Genomic DNA, 19,332 nt, shown 5'->3' with positions numbered 1-19,332 from the left:
ACAACGCCTAGCGTCCCGACCCTGCGGCCTCCCTATTCCTCACGGTGCACCTCGCGGCTCGGGACGCACGCCCGCCAAGCCGTCCGCGAGGCGCTCGGCTTCGGCCTCACGGTCGGCGAACTCGGTCAAGTCCTCGAAGGCCTCGACCCCACGGACCTGGTCCCGCCGCATCCCGACGAGGACCCGGTGGACTACGGCCCGCGGGCGGCGAGCGAGATCATGGTCCGGTACCTCGTCACCTGAGGAGCGCCGGGCCAAGAACACCACCCCTCTCCAACCCAAGAAGGAACGACAACATAGTCGATACGCATCGCATCACGGGCGCCGCCAAGGAACTCGGCGGCAAGGTACAGGGCGCCGTCGGCGACCTCACAGGTTCGCACCGCCATTCGGCGGAGGGACGTCTTCACGAGGCCGAGGGAGCCGCCGAGAACCTCTACGGCCGGGCACGGGATGCCGTGCGCGACGTCGCGGACCAGGTCGAGGATGCCGCTCGCCACGCCGGCGCCCGAGTCCGGGACGCCGTCGGACATCTCGCCGACCGGGACGAGGTCGAGCATCGCTTGCACCTGGCTAGGGATGCAGCCGAAGCGCATTTCCATGATGCGGAACGAACGGCACGCCACGTCGCCCGGGAGGCCCGCGCCCATGCCGAGGACGCCTATCGCACCGGCGGCCGCCACCTGCACGACGCGAGGCGGCGCATCGAAACTCCGAGCACCCGGTCAACGGGCTGCTCGTCGCCGGTCTTCTCGGCGACGGCCTCTCGCTGCTCGTCCACCGGCGTCACTGACGCCCACGCTGGGTCCCCGAACTCCGGGACGAACGGTCGCCCTGGTCATACGCGCAGCCGCCCCGGCCTTCAGGACACGGGCGGCTGCGCGTCCTCGCCGCCGCCCAGCCTCGCAAGAAGCCAGCGGCCCGCCGGGCCGAGGGGCTCGTCCCGCCGATAGGCCGCGACCAGCGTGATGCGGCGGAGCGCCCCGTTGTCGTTCCAGTCCTCCGTGGGGAGGTGCACGAGGCGGCCCGCGGCAAGGTCATCCGCCACGAGCGCATCGGGGAGCCTGCCCCACCCGATGCCGGCCAGCAGCAGGGCGTGCTTGGCCGCCAAATCCGTCACCCGCCAGGTGTTGGCCGCCGCGACGCCGATCTCCTGGTCGGCGGGCGCTTTCGTGCCTTCCGTCAGCACGATCTGGAGGTGGTCGCGCAACGTCTCGGCACCCAGCGGGCCGGCCAGGGCCGCCAACGGGTGGGACGGCGCGGCCACGTCGATGAGCGTGATCGCCCCGATTACCCGCTTCACCATCGTGTCCGGAAGCAGCATGCCGAACACGACGTGGATGTCCGCGGGCTCCCTCGATCCCGCGCCGTCCCGCACGTCCAACGAGAACGGCTGGATGCCGATGCGGAGCCGGACGCTCGGATAGGCGTCGGCGAAGGCGGCGAAGGCCGGCGCGAGTAGCCCCACCGGCACGAGGGCGCCGAGGCTGAGGTGCAGGCCCGTCTCCAACCCCCGCTTGATCTCCCGGGCCTGGATACGGAACCGGCCGACATCGTCGAGGATGCGGCGCGCCTGGGGCAGCAGCGCCAGACCCGAGGGGCTCAAGGTGGGCCTGTAGACGGTCCGGTCGAAGAGCTCGGTCTCGACCTGCTCCTCAAGCTTCTGGATCGCGTAGGTGATGGCGGATTGGGCCCGGTTGAGCCTGCGCCCAGCCTCCGAGAAGCTGCCGGCCTCCACCACCGCCACGAACACATGGAACTGGTCGAGCGTGAGGGCATCCATCATCATCGTCAGATCCGATGGGGATCATCGAGACAATCCCGGTTTCATCGATGATCGAGACCTAGCACGTTGTGGGTCGCTCAACACCCAAACCGGAGCCCTCGACGATGTCCCAGACCCTTTCTCCCGCCCTGCGGCCCTCGGACCGGTCTTCCGGCAAGGCCCTCCGCATCGGTCTCTGGATCGCCCAGGGCTTGGTGGCGCTCGTGTTCGTCCTCGCGGGCTTGACCAAGCTGACGACGCCGATTCCCGACCTGTCCGCGATGATGCCCTGGACCGGGCAGTTCCCCGAGGCGTTCGTCCGCCTGATCGGCATCGTCGACATCGCGGGCGGGCTCGGGATCATCCTTCCGGCCGCGACCCGCATCCTGCCTCGCCTGACGGTCGTCACCGCGCTCTGCTGCGTGGTGCTGCAACTCCTGGCGATGGCCTTCCACGTCTCGCGTGGCGAGATCCCGGTGCTGCCGCTCAACCTCGTGCTTCTGACCCTCTCGGCCTTCGTCCTGTGGGGCCGCGCCACCAGGGCGCCAATCGCACCGCGCTCGTGATCCTCGAACGACCCCTACGACAACCAACCCGGGCCGTATGCCATGTCCCTGACCGACCAGACCGCCGACCACGACCAAGGATCACCCAGTCTCCTCGACAAGGCACCCGGTCGGATCGGGCGCGTCGACCTCGTCGTCCGCGACCTCGACCGAACCCGTCGCTTCTACGAGGAGACCATCGGCCTCGCCCCGATGGGCCGCGAGGGGCCGACGCTCCACCTCGGCGCCGGTGGCCCGGCCCTTCTGTCCCTGACGCACGAGCCGGACGCCGATGCGCCGGCACCGGGTTCGGCCGGCCTTTTCCATACCGCCTTCCTGCTGCCGTCGCGGAGGCAGCTCGGGGCATGGTTGGATCACGCGATGCGGCGCGGGGTCGTCCTCGAAGGCGCATCGGACCATCGCGTGAGCGAGGCCTTGTACCTCCGCGATCCGGAGGGGAACGGCGTCGAGGTCTATGCGGACCGGCCGAGCGAAACCTGGACGGTCATCGACGACCTCGTCCGGATGGGCAGCGAGCGGCTCGACCTTCGAGAGCTGATGCGGGCCAAGTACCGTCCATGGTCCGGGATGCCGTCAGACGGCTGCATCGAGCATGTCCACCTCCAGGTCGGCGACCTCGCCCTGGCGGATCGGTTCTACGCGACGCTCCTCGGTTTCCAGGCCAACGAACTGGTGCCGAGCGCACGCTTCTACGGCATGGGCGGGTACCATCATCAGCTCGCGGCCAACATCTGGAGAAGCGCCGGGGCCGGACCGCGCAAGCCAGGCAGTGCAGGTCTCGCGGGCTTCGAGATCCTCATGCGCGACGCGGCCTGCCTCACGGCGCTTCGAGCGACCGTGCGGTCCATCCGAGAGGACACCCGAGAGGACGGCGGCGACCTCATCCTCCGTGATCCCTGGAACACATCGGTTCGCGTGAGGAGCGCGTTGGGTCAGGCGAACCCTTTGTGAGGCATCGACCGCGAATCATCGCGGAACGATGCAATCCGAACATCGGCCCCTTCAGAACTCGGATCCCGGGCCTCGCCGAGGCGCTCCGACCGAGCTTGCAACGTCGCCGGGCGCGGTCAGCGGAACCGTGCTGCGCCAGGCGGTCCCGGATCGCGCCTTCCCGAAGCCGGCCAAGTAGAGGCTTCGCATGTACGAGACCTCGAAGCCGTTCACCGTCGTCGGCCTGGGAGCGGCCCCGTCGATGTAGGCGAGGTGGAACCCTGCCCGGTGGCTCGCAGCAAAGGCGTAGGCCGCCGCCAGGCTCGCCGAGCTACGTGCCTGCGCCCCGGTGGCGAGGGTCTGCTGGACGATGGGAAGGGTCTCGGCCCGCACGATCTCGAACTCGGGATCGATCCGCCCGTTCATGAGCACGTAGAAGTCGGCCTTCCCCGGGGCGCCACGGATCCTGTCACCGACGAGCGCCGCCTGGGGCAGGATGAAGACCGGCGCGACCACGGCGCCGTCGACGTGGAGTTCCTGGTGGACGCGTCCCTCGGCCTGCACGTCGAGAAGCTGCGGCCGGAACACCGCCGGCACGCTGGCCGACGCCGTGAGCACGTCACGGAACAGGGCGGCGGCGTTCGGGGCGCCGCTCGCGGCGATGGTGCCCATGTTCCAGACCATGGCCCGCTTGGCGTCGAGGTTCGTGGTCATGACCAGGAGCCGTCGACCCTTCGCGTGCTCGCTTGCCACCGCCGCCAGCAGGTCGGTGGTGACGTATCGCCCGACGAGGTCGCGAAGGCGCTGGTCCCCGAACAACCCCGATCCGAAGACCACGTTGGCGAGGCTGGGATTGGCGACGAGCGAGGACGCGACGCCGCTCGTATAGATCTCGGTGAGGACCGGGTCGTAGGCCGCGCCCAGGAAGGCGAACGGCGCGATCAGCGCCCCGGTGCTGACGCCCGAGACGAGGGAGAACTCAGGCCGCGTTCCCGCCGCCGACCAGCCGTTGAGAACCCCGGCCCCGTAAGCGCCGTCGCCGCCGCCGCCCGACAGCGCCAGGTATGTGAACAGCCTCGAACGCGGCGGCCGGGTCCCCATGAAGGTGGCGTACCGATCCAGGGGGACGTCGGCGAAGATCCGGGCGCCGGGAATCCCCGCCACTTCGGCCGCAGCGGATTCGCTCGCGGTGTAGGGCGTCCGCGGAAGCGAGGCGCAGGCCCCGAGGCTCGACAGGGCGGACGCCGCGAGGACGGCCCGTATCCGGCCTGCGAATGGCATGGTCTTCATCGTAAGCCTCTCGCTTGCCCTCGACCGAGGGTCGGTCACGCGCGCGCTCGGCCGGCTCAGGCTTGGGCGAGGCGCAGAAGGTCCTTCAGGGCCGCGGCCCGCCTGGCCGGGTCGGCCGGTCCCAGCCCGAGGGCGAGGGCGAGCCAGGAGCCCTCGACGAGAGCCCGCACGGCGTCGGCACGGCCCGGGTCGATGCCGTTCAGGTCCGGGCCCAGCCATGCGTCGGAGAAGCCCTGCCACTTGTGGAGCGCCTCCGGGTCGGACAGCAGCGCCGCCAGGATGAGGGACCGGTCGCAGGCAGGGTCCGGCGCGACGAGGGCCTGGACGTAGGCCCTCAGACGACGCCCGCGCGGGTCGGGATCGGCCGCCACGAGACGGAGCAGGTCCCGCTGGAGCCGGTCGATCTGGTCGTCGAGCAACGAGGCCCGCAGCCTCGCCTTGCTGGGGAAGTGATGGAGGAGCCCGCCCTTGCTGGTGCGCGCCTCCCGCGCGACGGCCTCCAACGTCAGCGCCTGGACGCCATGGCGCAGGAGCACGCGGCAAGCGGCCCGGAGGAGCCGCTCCTTGCGGTCAGAGCCCCTCCGGCCGCGGATCGGCGATGCCGGCGGCGTGGCCGATCCCATCGGATCGTGGGCCGCGAGGATCACGCCGGCACCTGACTGTGGCCATGCGGGTCCGCGGCGGTCGCCGCCTTTCCTTCGCCCCGACCGGGCTTGATCCGGTACCAGCCGACATACAGGGCGGGCAGGAAGAACAGGGTCAGGAAGGTGCCGGCGATGATGCCGCCGATCATGGCATAGGCCATCGGCCCCCAGAAGATCTCGCGGGCGATGGGGATCATCGCGAGGCTGGCGGCGGCGGCTGTGAGGAGGATGGGCCGCATGCGATGGCAGGTCGCCTCGACCACCGCGTCCCACCTCGGCATGCCCGTGGCCTCGTAATCCTCGATCTGGGCGACCATGATCACCGAGTTGCGGATGATGATGCCGATGAGGGCCAGCACGCCGAGGATCGCGACGAAGCCGAGCGGCGCCCCCGAGGGCAGGAGGGCCGCCACGACGCCGATGAGGCCGAGGGGCGCGACGCTGACCACCAGGAAGAGCTTCTGGATGCTCTGCAGCTGCACCATGAGGAAGAAGGCCATGGCGAGGAGCATCACGGGCGCCACGGCCGCGATGGGACCGGCACCCTTCCCGCTCTCCTCGACCTCGCCACCCGTCGCGAGGACGTAGCCCGCGGGAAGCGTCTTCCGGAACGCCTCGATCTCGGGCTTCAGGGCGGCCACGACCGTGGCCGCCTGCGTGGCGTCCTTGATGGTGGCCTTGACGGTGATGGTGGGGAGCCGGTCGCGCCGCCAGACGATGGGTTGCTCCAGGTCGTAGCGGATCTTGGCGAAGGCCAGCAGGGAGACGGTGCTGCCGTTGGGGAGCGGGACCTGGAGGCTCTTCAGGGTGTCGATGGAGTGCCGCTCGGCGGCCTGGGCGCGGCTGACCACGTTCACGAGATAGATCGAGTCCCGGACCTGGGTGATGCTGCCGCCGCCCACGACCCCGTTGAGGATGGTGGCGATGTCCTTCGAGGTGATGCCGAGCTGGCGCGCCTTGTCCTGCAGGATCTCGACCTTGAGCACCTTGCCGGGCTCGTTCCAGTCGAGGGTCGGGACGGACAGGCTGGCATTCGCGGCGATGATGTTCGACAGCGTCATCGCCGACTGGCGCACCACCTGCAGGTCGGGGCCGCCGATCCGGTACTGGATCGGGCGTCCGACCGGCGGCCCGATGTCCAGCGGATGCACGAAGACGTCGGTGCCGACGAAGTCCCGCTTCGCGACCTCGCTCAGGCGCGCGATGGTGCGGCCGCGCGCTTCCAGGGAGGCCGTCTCGATGACGATCTGGCCGAAGAAGGCGTTGGCGAGTTGCTGGTCCAGCGGAAGGTAGAAGCGGACGGCGCCCTGTCCGACGTAGGAGGTCCAGTGCCGGATCTCGGGATCGCCCTTCAGCACGCTCTCGAAGCGGTCCATCTGGGCCTGCGTCTCGCCGATGCTGGCACTCTGCGGCAACGTCATGTCGACGAGGACCTCGGGCCGATCCGAGGACGGGAAGAACTGCTGCTGCACGAAGCCGAGGCCGTAGACGGAGGCCCCGAGCAGCGCGACGCAGACCGTCACGGTCAGCCAGCGATGGCGCATGGCGGGCAGGAGCAGGGCGCGGAAGGCAGAGAGCGTACGGCTCGGCTTGTCGTGGTGGCCCTTGATCGTCTTCGGCAGGATCTTGACCCCGATCAGGGGGGTGAACGCCACGGCCACCACCCATGAGACGAGGAGCGAGACCGCGATGACGACGAAGAGCGAGTAGGTGTACTCGCCCGCCGACGAGCCGTTGAAGCCGATGGGGATGAAGCCGGCTACGGTCACGAGCGTGCCCGTCAGCATCGGGAAGGCGGTGGAGGTGTAGGCGAAGACGGCGGCCTTCTGCAGGCTGTCGCCGACCTCCAGGCGCGCGACCATCATCTCGACGGAGATCATGGCGTCGTCGACGAGGAGGCCGAGCGCGATGATGAGGGCGCCGAGCGAGATGCGCTGGAGCGTCACCCCCATGGCGTCCATGATCACGAAGGTGATGGCCAGGACCAGCGGGATGGAGAGCGAGACGACGAGGCCGGCGCGCCATCCCAGGCTGATGAAGCTCACCGCCAGCACGATCACCACCGCCTCGATCAGGGCCTGGACGAAGCCGCCCACGGCCTCCTCCACGATCTTGGGCTGGTCGGAGACGAGATGGATGCCGACCCCGGCGGGCAGGTCGGCTTCGAGCTCCCGCATCTTCTCCTTCAACGCCTCGCCGAAATGCAGGAGGTTGGCGCTGGCCTGCATGGCGACGGCGAGCCCGATGGCGGGCTGTCCGTCGTAGCGGAACAGCGCCTCGGGCGGATCGGTGAAGCCGCGGGAGATCTCGGCCACGTCCGAAAGCCGGAAGAAGCGGTCGTTGATCCGAAGGTTGATGGCCCTCAGGCTGTTCTCGTCCGTGAACTGCCCGCCGACGCGTACGCTGATCTGCTCGGGACCGGCCTGGATCACGCCCGAGGGCTGGACGGCGTTCTGGGCCTGGAGGGTGTTGATGACGCTCTGCATGTCGATGCCGAGCGCGGCGAGCTTGCGCACCGAGAAGTCGAGGTAGATCACCTCGTCGCGCGCGCCCAGGACCTGGGTCTTGCCGACGTTCTCCACGGCCAGGACGCCGGTGCGCACCTGCTCGACGTAGTCGCGGAGCTGACGCATCGAGAGGCCGTCCGACGTGAAGGCGTAGATGTTGCCGAACACGTCGCCGAACTCGTCGTTGTAGCCCAGCGGCTGGACGCCCTGCGGGAACGTGCCCTGGATGTCGCCGAGGCGCTTGCGCACCTGGTAGAACAGCCACGGGATGGTCTTGGGGGGCGTGGTCTCGCGAAGGTTCACGAACACCGTGGTCTGGCCCGGGGTCGTGTAGCTCTTCGTGTAATCGACCGCGTTGATCTGCTTGACCTCCTTCTCGATGCGCTCGGTGACCTGTTGGAGCGTCTCGTCGATGGTGGCGCCCGGCCAGCGGGCCTGGACGACCATGGTCTTGATCGCGAAGGCCGGGTCCTCCTCGCGCCCGAGCTTGGTGTAGGCCATGGCCCCGGCCAACAGGGCGATGGCCATGAGGAACCAGATGAAGGACCGGTGGGACAGCGCCCATTCCGAGATGTTGAAGGATTTCATCGGCGCATCCTCGCGAGGCGCGACAGGTCCGGGACCCGCGGGTGAACGGAAAGGGCGATTGAAGGGGAAGGGCGAGGCGGATCGGGCCTAGAGGCCGGTCTCGGGAAGCCGGACCGCCTGGCCCTCGGCGAAGCCGTGGACGCCGGCGACGGCGACCTTCTCGCCGGCCTTGAGACCGGTGCCGACGAAGGCGCGACCCTCCTCGCGTTCCAGGATCGTGACCTCGCGGCGGTTGATGGTCCTGCCATCCGGGGCGACGACCCAGACCGCGGCATGGCCGTCGTCCTCGACGAGGGCCGTCGACGGCACGGGGAAGCGCGGGGAGACCGGGCGCTCGAACGCGACCGTGACGGTATTGCCGAGGCGGAAACCATCGGGCGGATCGATCAGGGACATGCGCACGCGTCGCGTCCGGGTCGAGGCTTCGGCCAGGGGACCGATCTCGCGCACGCGGGCCCTGGCGGTGACCTCGGGAACCTCCTGGAGCCTGACCGTGAACTCGATGTCCTTCGGCATTTCGCCGATCAGATCGTCCGGGATGTCGACCACGGCCTCGCGCACGTCGGGACGCGCCATCGTGACCACCACCTGCCCCGGCGGGACCACCTGCCCGACCTCGGCGCTCCACGCCGTGACGACGCCGTCGAAGCCCGCGGTGAGCGTGGCGTAGCCGAGCTCGTCCGTGGCCTTCTGCAGGGCGGCCTTGGCCTGGGCCAGCCGGGCGTCGGCGGTGTCGCGATTGGCCACCGCCCCGTCGAGCTGGGCCTGCGTCACGGCGCTGTTGTTCTCGAACAGGATGCGTTGCCGCCCCTCGGCGGCCGAGGCGTTCTTCACTTGCGCCTGGGCATCGGCCACGTCGGCGCGGGCCCGCACCAGGGCGAACTGCTGCACGGTGGGATCAAGGGCGGCAAGCCGCGTGCCCTTGGCGACTTGGTCGCCGACGAAGACGTCGCGGGCGACGATGCGACCGCCGATCCGGAAGCCGAGTTGGCTCTCGTAGCGAGGCTGGACCGTGCCCGCGAAGGGGCCGAAGGTCCGGGCTTCCTCCAGTGCCACGGTCGTCGTCAGGACCGGGCGGACCGGCGGCGGGGCCTCGGCCTTCTGCTCCTTGCAGCCCGAAAGGGCGACGAGGGCGGCGATGGGGAGGACGAGGCGTCTCACGGCGTGCCCTTTCCGGCGACGGTGACCTTTCGGCCCGGTGACAGGAACTGGATGCCGGCGGTGACGACCTCCTCGCCGGGCTCGACGCCACCGGCGAGGACGATGCCCGAGCCTTCGTAGCGGTCGATCTCGACGGGCTTGGGCGACACGCTCCCCGTTCCCGGGTCGAGGACCCACACCGCCGACGCGTCCTTCCATCGGAAGAGCGCGCTCCACGGCAGCGTCACCGCATCCCGCGGGCGCAGGCGGGCACGTCCGAGCACCACCGCCCCCAGCGACATCCCGGCCGGCACCGCGTCGAGACCGATCTTCACGCGGACGCCGCCGGAGTTCGTGTCGACGGTGGGGGAGATCTCCCGCACGGTCCCGACTGTGGTCACGCGCGGGTCGGCCTGGAGCGAGACGTCGACCTTCCGGCTCTCGGGGGGCGGCTCCAGCAGGATGGTCGGGACCGTGAAGACGGCGTCGCGGCTTCCGTCCTGCGCCAGCGTGAACACGGTCTGGCCAGAGGAGACCACCTGGCCTGCCTCCGCGCTGCGGGCTGTGATGATGCCGGCCACGCCGGTCCGAAGCTCGGTGTAGGTGAACTGCTCCTTGGCCGTACCGAGGGCCGCCCGGGCCGAATCGACCGACGCCTGCGTCGTTCGAAGCTGCTGCTCCGCCCCGTCGTAGGTGGTGCGGGTGGTGTAGCCGCTCTTCATCAGGGTCTGCTGGCGCTCGAAGTTCACCTTGGCCTGTATAAGGAGCGCCTCGGCGGAGTTGAGAGCGGCCTGGGCGGTGTCGACGTTGACCTGTTGCTCCTGCGTCTCCAGCCTCGCGATGACCTGGTCGGCCCGGACATGGTCCCCGACCTCGGCCAGGCGCTCCGAGATCTTGCCGGTCACGCGGAAGGAGACGTTGGACAGATACTTCGCCTGGATGTCCCCGCTCAGCACCACGTCCTCCGAGACCGGGGCGCGGACCGCGGTGACCGTGTTCACAGAGACCGCCTCGGTCGCAACCGCATCACTTGCGACGAGCAGCGCCACCGAAAGAAGGGTCAGGCGGGTCATCATGGGATCGGGCTCCGTATCACCCGCGTGGACGGGGGGGCGAAGGAGCGGCTGCGAGGGGGCGAAGCAGCCGCTCCTTCTCGGCCGTCGCTCCCGGGGGGCGACGGCCATTCCGGTGCCCCTGGATGGGGCGAAGGGGTTGTCCCGTACGGCCACGCGGCCATGAAGGCGACGCGCTTGCCGGGATGCCCATGATCTACTAATAACTAACCAGTCAGTCAACAGGGAATGAGATGAGCAAGGCGGCGGTGGGACCGAGGCAGAGGCGCAAGGAAGCGCGACCGGGCGAGATCCTGGAGGCGGCGTTCGAGGAGTTCGCCCTCAAGGGCTTCGCTGGGACGCGGGTCGACGACGTGGCCCTTCGCGCCGGGATCACGAAGGGCACGGTCTACCTCTACTTCCCGAGCAAGGAGGATCTTTTCGTCGCCACCTTCAAGGAAATGGTGCAGCCCACCCTCGACCTACTCGCCAGCTTGGCGACCAATCCGAAGGGCCCGGCGATGGAGATCCTCCGGGCCTACTTCCGGTTCGTCTACGACGCCCTGGTCCATGACCGACGCGGCCGGGAGTTGCTCCGGCTGCTGCTAGCCGACGGGACGCGCTTTCCGGAACTGGCTGTGCGGTGGCACGACGAGGTCATCGGGCCGGTGAACGCCCGGTTGGCCGCCGTCCTCGCCTACGGTGTGGAACGCGGCGAATTCCGGCCTGTCGCCGCTAGCGAGTTCCCGAACCTGATGATGGCAGCGGCCGTGTCCGCCTCGATCTGGCGCACGCAGTTCGGGGATGCCTACCCCATGGATATGGCCGCCTACTTCGACGCCCACCTCGACATGCTTGAACGGACCCTCGTCGTGGGTCGCGCAGGCGAAGGTCGCTGAGATTCGATCAGGAGGACGTCATGGAAATCGCGGTCCTTACGGCCGCCACCGGCCTGGCCGGCTCCCTCGTGGGCGCGGCCTCGTCGTTGGTGACGACGTGGCTGACCCAGAACGGCGCGCGCAAGGCGCAATGGCAGGCGCAGGAGGCGGGGAAGCGCGAGGCGCTCTACGACGAGTTCATCGCCGAGGCGTCGAAGTGTCTGGCCGACGCGATCACCCACGACCCAGAGGGCCCGGAGGTGGTCGTCGGCATGTTCGCCCTCATCGGCCGCATGCGCCTGAGGTCGACGCGCCCGGTGATCGAGGCGGCCGAGCGGCTGCTTTCACAGGTGGTCGACATCTATGCCTCGCCGAACCTGACCTTCGCCGAGATCCAGGACAGGATCAGACAGGGGAAGGACGCGGACCCCCTCGCCGACTTCGGCGAGACCTGCAGACGGGAACTCGAAGTTCTCCGTATCTAGAACGCCCCCGAAACGCAGTGGCACGCACCACAATAGATCCGATAGGGAACGGTCACAAAAATACACATCCGAGTTTTATAATCGATAGGGCACTTATTTTCCGGTAAATTCGGTATTCAATAATTTATTGGCAGCCATGCTTGATGGTCCGGATGCAGCAGGGGCGGATGCACGATAAGACAGCACGGCGCCGAGGACGAGGTAGGGCGTCAGCCGGCTCACCCCCGCCTTGTTCATGCCGAACAGGCCCGCGAACACGGCCGCCGCCCCGGCGAGCATCGGAAGCGACAGGTCCGCGGTGTAGAAGGCGGCGATGATGAGGATCGCCCCGAGGTCGTCGATGATGGCGAGCGCGGTCAGGAAGATCTTGAGTGACACGGGCACGCGCGACCCGAGCAGGGCCAGCACCCCGAGGGCGAAGGCGATGTCGGTCGCGGTCGGGATCGCCCAACCGCGCAGGGTCTCGGGCGAGTGCCGGTTCACCGCGATCTAGATCAGGGCCGGGGCGACCATGCCGCCAAGCGCCGCGACGCCTGGAAGGACACGGTCGGGCCAGGTCCGCAGGCGTCCGTCGAGGACCTCGCGCTTGATCTCCAGGCCGACGAGCAGGAAGAACGCCGCCATCAGACCATCGTTGACCCAGTGCAGGACGCTGAGGCCGCCGACGTATGTCTTGAGGACTGGGAAGTGGGCGTCCGACCAGCCGGAGTTCGCGATGGCGAGCGCCAGGGCGGCGCTCGCCATCAGGATCAGGCCGTCGGATGCCTCCCCCTGGAGGACGTTACGCAGGGCGGAGATCGGGCGAAGCGGCATGGGCATAGGTCTCCCGCGCTGGCGGCCCGACCAGCGCTGAAGCCTGCCGGTCCGAAGGTCGGACCGCGCACCCATGGCCGGCTATCGCATCCGTTGGCCTATCCGGCGCTCCGATGCCTGGAACGGCCCGGGACGGTCCAGGTCAGGCAGCCCGCCCCGCCGCGCCGACGCCGACATGGCTGACGCTCCAGTGCTCAAGGTGCTTGTAGACGATGACCTTGTTCGCGAGTTGGGCACCGTGCCGGCCGCAGAAGCCTTCGAGCTGCTCGCGGGTACCGATCAGCTCGACGCACATGGTCAGCTCGGGGTTGAGCGACTCGGCCCCATCGTCCTGGATCGGCCCATGGTTGCTGTAGCCGTGGTGGGACTGGTGGGCGACGGCGTTCATGAGGCCCTCCGCCTTGGCCTGGGCGACGAGCTCCCGATAGAGCGGCCTGCCGCCGGAAAACCATCCGGTCCGACCGGTGCCCGCCCGGTCCCGGGGCCTCATGTAGATCCGGATCATGCCGGTCTCGGTCGCGACGACGCGATGCGAAGCGTTCATGTCGGCTCCTTCAGTGGATGGTGGACGAGGGGGCGGGCCGGGGCCCGACGGCCGGCGCGCGCCCCGACCGCGCCTCGCGCAAGGTCGCGCCGCCGGCGAGGCCTGTCGCCGCCTTCGGGACGGCGATGCGCTGCGACAGGTAGATGCCGTTGTGGCCCGAGCAGAGGTACGCGAGGAAGCAGGCCACCGCGAGGTAGACCCCGTGCGTCGCGCCGAAGAGCTCGATGCCCATCAGCGTGCAGGCGAGCGGCGTGTTGGCGGCGCCCGCGAAGACCGCGACGAACCCCAGCGCCGCAAACAGGTCCACCGGCGCGCCGAGCAATCCGGCCAGGGCGTTGCCGAGCGCGGCCCCGATGAAGAACAGGGGGGTGACCTCGCCGCCCTTGAACCCGGCGCTGAGGGTCACGACCGTGAAGAGGACCTTTAGGGCCCAGCTCCAGGGATGGATGTCCGGTCCGAAGAAGGTGTTGATGGTCATCCCGCCGGGGTCGGCCGCCGAGACGCCGAGCCCGAGGTAGTCGCGCGTCCCGAGGGCGTAGACGAGGCCGATCACGGCCAGGCCGCCGATCACCGGGCGAAGCGGTCCGTACGGGACCAAGCGCTTGAGCCACCCGCCGAGGAGGTGGTTGGCCTCCGCGAACAGCAAACCGACGAGGCCGAACGCGACGCCGGCGACGGCGACCTTGGCGAGTAGCAGTGGATCGACGGTCAGGGCCTTCGCGCCGCCGGCGAGGAAGTCGACGTGGTAGAATCCGTGGTGGATGCCCCAGGCTTGGCAGGTCCAGTCGCCGACCACCGCGGCGAGGAGGCAGGGTACCAGGGCGGCATACTCGACGCGACCGACCGCGAGCACCTCCAGCGCGAACACCGCACCGGCGATGGGGGTGCCGAAGACCGCACCGAAGCCGGCGGCGATGCCCGCCATCAGGAGGACCCGGACCCCGGCCGCATCCACCCCGAAGAGCTTGCCAAAGCCGCTGGCGAGGCTTCCGCCCATCTGCACCGCAGTGCCCTCGCGCCCGGCCGACCCACCGAACAGGTGCGTGACGATGGTGCCGAGAAAGATCAGCGGCGCCATCCGGAGCGGCACGCCGCCGTCCGGATCGTGAATCTCCTCGACGATGAGGTTGTTGCCGGCCTCCACGCTCTTCCCGAACAGAAGATAGAGAAGGCCCACGGCGAAACCGCCGACGGGAAGCAGGAACAGCAGCCAGGGATGGTCGAAGCGCGCCTCGGTGGCCGCGTCGAGGCTCCACAGGAAGGCGGCGCAGAGGGTGCCCACGGCAACGGCCATCGGCAGCAGGATGACCGACCAGCGCGCCACCGAGATGGCGTGCGACCGGCGTGTCCGCAGGAAGCCGGCTAGATCGAGGTCGTGGAAAAGGTTCCGGAACGACGCGCGCATAACTCCTCCAGTTCGCAAAAGCGCGAAAAGTAGGAGTCATCAGCCGCATCAGGGATCGGCGGTTCGGCTCAAAGCCCGGCAGACACCATTACCGTGCTGGGCTTATTCGCGATTGCCTCAAGGCGGTCAATCCCGGGGGATCGATGGAGGTCGGGCGCCACGAAATCCGCGAACGGGTCGGCCGGCGGTGATAGGAGCGGGCGAGCCAACCCCGGGGACCCATTCATGACCATCTCGTGGCTCGGTGCCCTGATCACCTTCCAGGTGACCTTCACCGAACTCTTCATCGCCGCCTCGGTGATGCTGACCGGCGCCTACCGGTTCGGATGGCGGAGCATCCTTGCCGGCTCCGTCGTCGGCGCGCTCGCCGTTGCCGCGCTCGCGGTCGCCCTTCGCTCGGCGGCCTACCTTCTGGCGCTGAACGTGATCGATTGGATCTCGGCGGTCCTGCTTCTCGGCTTCGGCCTCTACCTCGCCTACGAGTTCGTCGACGGGTATTCGAAACGGCGCGCGGGAGATGCGGCCGCGTCGGTGGATGGGCACTGGAACCGCCCCCTGAACGCGGCGGGCCTCGGCGTCGCGGCATGGGCCCTCGTCGCCGAGGGGTTGGAGATCCTCGTGGTCTGGCTCGGCGTGGCGCTACGCGAAGGCGCGGGGACCGCAACGCTCGGCGTCGGTCTCGGCCTGGCCGTCGTCGTCGGAGCGGGGCTCGTCCTTGGCGGGACCGGGGTCTACCGGAAGGTGACGCCCTACGTCCTCGACGGTGTCGCCGCCGTCATGGTGCTGGGTTACGGCGCCTACTTCACGTCGCTTGCCATCATGCAATCCTAAGCGGTCGAGCGAGACATTGACGCAAGCCTCCGTGGTCGCCTCGGTCGAACATCCACCGATCCGACAGCTGGTTCTGGTCAGGCACGGCGAGAGCCGGGCGAACGCCGAAGGCCTGTTCACGGGGATGATCGACGCGCCCCTGACCGAGAGGGGGCGACGGGAAGCCGAGGCGGCCGGATCGCGCCTCGGACGGGAGGGCTTCCGGTTCGACGCGGCATTCACCTCGACCCTGTCGAGGGCCATCGACACCGCGCGCCTGGCGCTCGATGCCCTCGGTCAGCCCGCGCTGGTCCCCGACCGCACCGCAGCCCTGGACGAGCGCGATTACGGCGACATGAGCGGGCTCGACAAGGCGACCGCCGCCCTGCGTTTCGGGCTGGAACGGATCGAGGGCTGGAGGCGCTCCTATGCGGGTACTCCGCCCGGGGGCGAGAGCCTCCGCGACACCGTTGCCCGGGTGGTGCCCTTTTACCTGAGGCTCATCCAGCCGGCGGCGATGCGGGGTCCGACGCTGGTCGTCGCCCACGGCAACTCGTTGCGGACCCTGGTGATGGCCCTCGAAGGATTAGGGCCGAACGCGATCGAATCTCTCAAATTCGCGACCGGATCAATTCGGATCTACGGGTTCGGGCTCGACACGGCCATCGTTTCGCGCTGGCTGATCGGCTAGCGGACGACTTCTTCCGGGTCCAGCGCGCGTTACCTTGAGCGGCGAAATTGGGTTGGGACCCGCCCGTCTGCGCCACGGCCAAGAGGTGTGGAAGGAAGACCGTATCCTTGAGGGCGTTTCGACCGAAGCGGTCATCCACCGGCCTCGATCCCTGACAACACATGTCACATTCGCGGACCCGGTCTCGTCCTGTGTGAAGGCGCGCGTTTCCGGATCCTAGTGAGCCGGATGTCCGCGCGTCCCGATCAAGGGGCGACCATGGACACTTCAATGACCGGCCAAACCGATACGAGAGATCCTCACCGAGCGCGTCCAAGTTCGGAGGAATTGGTGCCGTCACGATACGCGGTGCGCATCGGCGAGATCGACGTGCTGGTCGTCAGCGATGGGGTCTTGCCCCTTCCGACGGCAATGCTCGCTCACAATGCGGACCCAGCGCTTCGGGCGGAATGGCTGGACGACATGTTCCTAGCGCCGGACGCATTCGACTGGCCGCTGAATGCCGTTCTGGTGCGGAGCGGCGAGCAGACCATCCTCATCGATGCCGGGCTCGGGTTGGATCCGAACCTGGATCTGCCGCGAGCCGGCCAGCTGGTCAAACGTCTGGAAGCGGGCGGAATCGATCTGGCGTCCGTGACCGACCTGGTGCTGACGCACATGCACATGGACCATATCGGCGGGCTCCTCATCGACGGGGTGAAGGAACAGTTGCGGCCCGACCTGCGGATCCACGTGGCGGCCGCCGAGGTCGCGTTCTGGGAAGCACCCGATTTCTCCCGCACCTCGATGCCGACAGGTTTCCCGGACGCCCTGCGATCCACCGCCAGACGGTTCTCGGAGGCATACAGCAGCTATCTGCGAACCTTCGAGGATGCGCATGAGGTCGCGCCGGGGGTGGTCGTCCATCGCACCGGAGGCCACACCCCCGGGCACAGCGTGGTCCGCCTGACATCCGGCGGAGAGCGGCTTACGTTCGCCGGCGACGCCATCTTTCCGGTAGGCTTCGACCAGCCCAACTGGCACAACGGTTTCGAGCACGACCCCGAGGAGGCAGCCCGCGTTCGGATCCGTCTTCTCCGGGAATTAGCCGGGACCAGGGAACAGTTAGTGGCCACGCACCTGCCGTTCCTGTCCGTCGGCCGGGTCGCCGCCGATGGCGACGCCTTCCGTTGGGTGCCGGTGTTCTGGGATTACTGACCACGCCTCCAGCAGGGACCAAATCAGCGGCAGCGTCGGGGCAGAACCTACGGCGTTGCCGACCGAACCGCCGTCATCCCTGAGCTTGGCTCGGAAAGCGGCGGTTCCACGAACCGCCCCGCAAGGACTTCTCAAACGTGATGCGGGGGGCGCCGCAGCGAACCCCTCGATAATGACCGCCGAACCTGCAGTGGCGGGACCACAACGATGCCGGTCGGTACGTGCCGGCATCGATCACGCGTCTACCTGTCTCGGTCCATGATCAAGTACGCCGCGCACCTTGCTCGCCAGCTGCTGCAGGGTGAAGGGCTTCGGCAGAAAATGCGTGCCGGGATCGAGCACGCCATTATGCACCACGGCATTGCGCGTGAACCCCGTCGTGTAGAGCACCTTGAGTTCCGGACGCCGCCGGATCGCCTCCTCGGCCAGTCGACGCCCGTTCATGTCGGCCATGACGATGTCGGTGAACATCAACGCGATGTCGGGCTGGGAATCTAGGATACGCAATGCGGCGACACCGCTCTCGGCGTGGCGCACGCTGTAGCCGAGTTCGCGCAAGGCCTCGACACTGAGCAGGCGCAGGGCCTCCTCATCCTCGACCACGAGGACGATCTCGCGTCGGCATCCGACGGGCAGGACAGCCGTGAGCCGAACATCCTGAGGGGATCCGGCAGCTTCGCCCTCGCCATAGAAGCGCGGTAGGTAGAGCTTCACGCTCGTGCCTTGCCCAGGCTCCGAATAGATCCGTGCGTGTCCCTTCGATTGCCGCACGAAACCGTAGACCTGTGACAAGCCCAACCCTGTTCCTTTGCCCACGGGCTTCGTGGTGAAGAACGGGTCGAACACCTTTGCCAGGACCTCCGGCGACATGCCGGTTCCCGAGTCGGTCACGGCCACCAGGACGTACTGACCGGGTGAGATCTCCACGGTCCTGGCATACGCCTCGTCGAGGTGGGCGTTGGCCGTCTCGATGGTCAGGCGGCCACTTCCGGTGTCGGTATCCGGCATGGCGTCCCGCGCGTTGACCGCCAGGTTAAGGATGGCATTCTCTAATTGGCTCACATCGGCATGGGTGCGCCATAAGCCGCCGGCAAGCACGGTCTCCAACGCGATGCCCCCGCCGAGCGTGCGGCGCAGGATCTCCGACCCCGGATACAAGCTTGTTGGCATCGATGGGCTCCGGCGCGAGCGGCTGTTGGCGCGAGAAAGCCAGCAGGCGTTGCGTGAGCGAGGCTGCGCGGTTCGCACCATCCGTCGCGACATCAATGAAGCGCTCGATGTCGCTCTCGCCACGTGCCATGCGTTTGCGGATCAGGTTGAGGCTGCCGATCACGATGGCGAGCATGTTGTTGAAGTCGTGCGCGATGCCGCCGGTGAGCTGGCCGACGGCCTCCATCTTCTGCAACTGCCGTAGTTGGGCCTCGGCCGTCTCTCGGCTCTGCATCTCGCCAATAAGCGCGCGGTTCGCGTCGTCGAGTTCCTGCGTGCGCGCGGCGACTCGGTCTTCCAGCGCCAGGTTGAGGTCGCGCAAGGCGAGCTCGGCGACCTCGCGCTCGCGTGTCCGTGCCTGCAATTGAAGCGCCGCCGTCGCAAGCGCCGTCCCGATCCGGTTCACCTCCAGGATGGGGGTCACGATGGCCTCGACTTGGCTCCCCTGGCCTATCGCCTCTGCGCCGTCCCCGAGGCGACGCATCGCACGGTCCACCCGTTGACCGACCCCGAAAGCGATGCCCACGACAGGCAAGCCGAGCACGAGCCCCATCCCGAGGAGGATCATTATCGAACGTTGCAGCGGCGCCTCGGCAAGCTCCCTGTCGACCACGACCGCCGCGGTCCAACCCGTCAGCTTCGACTTGCCGTAGCCAACCAGGACATCCTGTCCGACCCGGTTGCGGCCGTAATACCGTCCAGCGTCGTCGACCGTGTGAGTGCGGAAATCGGACGAGGTCAGCTTGCCGACGAAGTCCTCCTGCCGCTCGGTGCGGACTGCGACGATTCCGTTGCGATCCACCAACGACCCGATCCAA

Annotated in this window: 16 protein-coding genes, 2 pseudogenes and 1 riboswitch; of the genes and pseudogenes, 8 read left to right on the top strand and 10 right to left on the bottom strand. The window is 68.4% G+C overall.

Annotated features, from left to right (window positions below):
* Nucleotides 1-44: 44 nt before the first annotated feature.
* Nucleotides 45-953, top strand: coding sequence for a CsbD family protein (locus tag MKK58_RS01450; protein ID WP_243910422.1), 909 nt, complete (start codon nucleotides 45-47; stop codon nucleotides 951-953).
* Here the strand turns inward: MKK58_RS01450 and MKK58_RS01445 are convergent.
* A complete protein-coding gene (locus tag MKK58_RS01445) occupies nucleotides 863-1,789 on the bottom strand; it encodes a LysR family transcriptional regulator (protein WP_056145478.1) in 927 nt (308 codons plus the stop codon). The genes MKK58_RS01450 and MKK58_RS01445 overlap by 91 nt on opposite strands.
* A gap of 101 nt (nucleotides 1,790-1,890) precedes the next feature.
* Here MKK58_RS01445 and MKK58_RS01440 point away from each other — a divergent pair, with 101 nt between their 5' ends.
* Entirely contained in the window at nucleotides 1,891-2,331 is a 441-nt protein-coding gene (locus tag MKK58_RS01440) for a DoxX family protein (RefSeq protein WP_238183370.1), read from the top strand.
* A 42-nt stretch (nucleotides 2,332-2,373) separates the two neighbouring features.
* Nucleotides 2,374-3,282 carry a VOC family protein gene (locus tag MKK58_RS01435; protein WP_243910421.1) on the top strand — a complete coding sequence of 303 codons (909 nt, stop codon included), beginning with the start codon at nucleotides 2,374-2,376 and terminating at the stop codon, nucleotides 3,280-3,282.
* A gap of 51 nt (nucleotides 3,283-3,333) precedes the next feature.
* Here the strand turns inward: MKK58_RS01435 and MKK58_RS01430 are convergent, their stop codons facing one another.
* The 5 genes from MKK58_RS01430 to MKK58_RS01410 form a co-directional block, all read right to left on the bottom strand.
* Nucleotides 3,334-4,551, bottom strand: coding sequence for a patatin-like phospholipase family protein (locus MKK58_RS01430; protein WP_018042921.1), 1,218 nt, complete (start codon nucleotides 4,549-4,551; stop codon nucleotides 3,334-3,336).
* A 56-nt stretch (nucleotides 4,552-4,607) separates the two neighbouring features.
* Nucleotides 4,608-5,174, bottom strand: a complete 567-nt coding sequence (locus MKK58_RS01425) for a TetR/AcrR family transcriptional regulator (protein WP_279578176.1) — start codon at nucleotides 5,172-5,174, stop codon at nucleotides 4,608-4,610.
* Between the two features lie 20 nt (nucleotides 5,175-5,194).
* Nucleotides 5,195-8,290 carry an efflux RND transporter permease subunit gene (locus tag MKK58_RS01420; protein ID WP_091928482.1) on the bottom strand — a complete coding sequence of 1,032 codons (3,096 nt, stop codon included), beginning with the start codon at nucleotides 8,288-8,290 and terminating at the stop codon, nucleotides 5,195-5,197.
* Nucleotides 8,291-8,377: 87 nt separating this feature from the next.
* Nucleotides 8,378-9,451: an efflux RND transporter periplasmic adaptor subunit gene (locus MKK58_RS01415; RefSeq protein ID WP_243910420.1), complete on the bottom strand. Its 1,074-nt coding sequence runs from the start codon at nucleotides 9,449-9,451 to the stop codon at nucleotides 8,378-8,380.
* Nucleotides 9,448-10,506, bottom strand: coding sequence for an efflux RND transporter periplasmic adaptor subunit (locus tag MKK58_RS01410; protein ID WP_243910419.1), 1,059 nt, complete (start codon nucleotides 10,504-10,506; stop codon nucleotides 9,448-9,450). The genes MKK58_RS01415 and MKK58_RS01410 overlap by 4 nt, the downstream gene beginning before the upstream one ends.
* 230 nt (nucleotides 10,507-10,736) lie before the next feature.
* On the opposite strand from MKK58_RS01410, the gene MKK58_RS01405 reads away from it, so the two are divergent.
* Both MKK58_RS01405 and MKK58_RS01400 read left to right on the top strand, forming a co-directional pair.
* Nucleotides 10,737-11,381, top strand: a complete 645-nt coding sequence (locus tag MKK58_RS01405) for a TetR/AcrR family transcriptional regulator (protein ID WP_147764909.1) — start codon at nucleotides 10,737-10,739, stop codon at nucleotides 11,379-11,381.
* Nucleotides 11,382-11,401: 20 nt separating this feature from the next.
* Nucleotides 11,402-11,845: a hypothetical protein gene (locus tag MKK58_RS01400; protein WP_238183366.1), complete on the top strand. Its 444-nt coding sequence runs from the start codon at nucleotides 11,402-11,404 to the stop codon at nucleotides 11,843-11,845.
* Between the two features lie 180 nt (nucleotides 11,846-12,025).
* Here MKK58_RS01400 and MKK58_RS01395 read toward each other — a convergent pair.
* The 3 genes and pseudogenes from MKK58_RS01395 to MKK58_RS01385 form a co-directional block, all read right to left on the bottom strand.
* A pseudogene (locus MKK58_RS01395) lies at nucleotides 12,026-12,664 on the bottom strand (Na+/H+ antiporter NhaA); the annotation flags it as partial.
* A gap of 136 nt (nucleotides 12,665-12,800) precedes the next feature.
* A complete protein-coding gene (locus MKK58_RS01390; protein WP_018042929.1) occupies nucleotides 12,801-13,202 on the bottom strand; it encodes a DUF190 domain-containing protein in 402 nt (133 codons plus the stop codon).
* A gap of 10 nt (nucleotides 13,203-13,212) precedes the next feature.
* A complete protein-coding gene (locus tag MKK58_RS01385; RefSeq protein ID WP_243910418.1) occupies nucleotides 13,213-14,607 on the bottom strand; it encodes a voltage-gated chloride channel family protein in 1,395 nt (464 codons plus the stop codon).
* 23 nt (nucleotides 14,608-14,630) lie between these two features.
* Nucleotides 14,631-14,709: riboswitch (Fluoride riboswitch) on the bottom strand.
* Between the two features lie 123 nt (nucleotides 14,710-14,832).
* Between MKK58_RS01385 and MKK58_RS01380 the strand changes: the two genes are divergently transcribed.
* The 3 genes from MKK58_RS01380 (at nucleotide 14,833) to MKK58_RS01370 (ending at nucleotide 17,305) form a co-directional block, all read left to right on the top strand.
* On the top strand, nucleotides 14,833-15,438 hold the full coding sequence (locus MKK58_RS01380) for a hypothetical protein (protein WP_056145489.1): 606 nt from the start codon (nucleotides 14,833-14,835) through the stop codon (nucleotides 15,436-15,438).
* Nucleotides 15,439-15,454: 16 nt separating this feature from the next.
* Nucleotides 15,455-16,108: a 2,3-bisphosphoglycerate-dependent phosphoglycerate mutase gene (locus MKK58_RS01375; protein WP_243910417.1), complete on the top strand. Its 654-nt coding sequence runs from the start codon at nucleotides 15,455-15,457 to the stop codon at nucleotides 16,106-16,108.
* Between the two features lie 270 nt (nucleotides 16,109-16,378).
* Nucleotides 16,379-17,305: an MBL fold metallo-hydrolase gene (locus tag MKK58_RS01370; protein WP_243910416.1), complete on the top strand. Its 927-nt coding sequence runs from the start codon at nucleotides 16,379-16,381 to the stop codon at nucleotides 17,303-17,305.
* 234 nt (nucleotides 17,306-17,539) lie between these two features.
* On the opposite strand, the pseudogene MKK58_RS01365 reads toward MKK58_RS01370, so the two are convergent.
* Nucleotides 17,540-18,836, bottom strand: a pseudogene (locus MKK58_RS01365) (ATP-binding protein); the annotation flags it as partial.
* Nucleotides 18,837-19,332: the final 496 nt, after the last annotated feature.

This window comes from Methylobacterium sp. J-078, from assembly GCF_022829285.1.
Taxonomy (GTDB): domain Bacteria; phylum Pseudomonadota; class Alphaproteobacteria; order Rhizobiales; family Beijerinckiaceae; genus Methylobacterium.
The sequence above is the reverse complement of the archived record's forward strand: the minus strand, read 5'-3'. Positions and strand labels throughout refer to the sequence as shown.

Coding starts and splice junctions, on each gene's coding strand:
- MKK58_RS01445 (WP_056145478.1), bottom strand. CDS start 1,789: ATGATGATGGATGCCCTCACGCTCGACCAGTTCCATGTGTTCGTGGCG.
- MKK58_RS01405 (WP_147764909.1), top strand. CDS start 10,737: ATGAGCAAGGCGGCGGTGGGACCGAGGCAGAGGCGCAAGGAAGCGCGA.
- MKK58_RS01425 (WP_279578176.1), bottom strand. CDS start 5,174: ATGGGATCGGCCACGCCGCCGGCATCGCCGATCCGCGGCCGGAGGGGC.
- MKK58_RS01385 (WP_243910418.1), bottom strand. CDS start 14,607: ATGCGCGCGTCGTTCCGGAACCTTTTCCACGACCTCGATCTAGCCGGC.
- MKK58_RS01370 (WP_243910416.1), top strand. CDS start 16,379: ATGACCGGCCAAACCGATACGAGAGATCCTCACCGAGCGCGTCCAAGT.
- MKK58_RS01380 (WP_056145489.1), top strand. CDS start 14,833: ATGACCATCTCGTGGCTCGGTGCCCTGATCACCTTCCAGGTGACCTTC.
- MKK58_RS01420 (WP_091928482.1), bottom strand. CDS start 8,290: ATGAAATCCTTCAACATCTCGGAATGGGCGCTGTCCCACCGGTCCTTC.
- MKK58_RS01430 (WP_018042921.1), bottom strand. CDS start 4,551: ATGAAGACCATGCCATTCGCAGGCCGGATACGGGCCGTCCTCGCGGCG.
- MKK58_RS01435 (WP_243910421.1), top strand. CDS start 2,374: ATGTCCCTGACCGACCAGACCGCCGACCACGACCAAGGATCACCCAGT.
- MKK58_RS01440 (WP_238183370.1), top strand. CDS start 1,891: ATGTCCCAGACCCTTTCTCCCGCCCTGCGGCCCTCGGACCGGTCTTCC.
- MKK58_RS01410 (WP_243910419.1), bottom strand. CDS start 10,506: ATGATGACCCGCCTGACCCTTCTTTCGGTGGCGCTGCTCGTCGCAAGT.
- MKK58_RS01400 (WP_238183366.1), top strand. CDS start 11,402: ATGGAAATCGCGGTCCTTACGGCCGCCACCGGCCTGGCCGGCTCCCTC.
- MKK58_RS01390 (WP_018042929.1), bottom strand. CDS start 13,202: ATGAACGCTTCGCATCGCGTCGTCGCGACCGAGACCGGCATGATCCGG.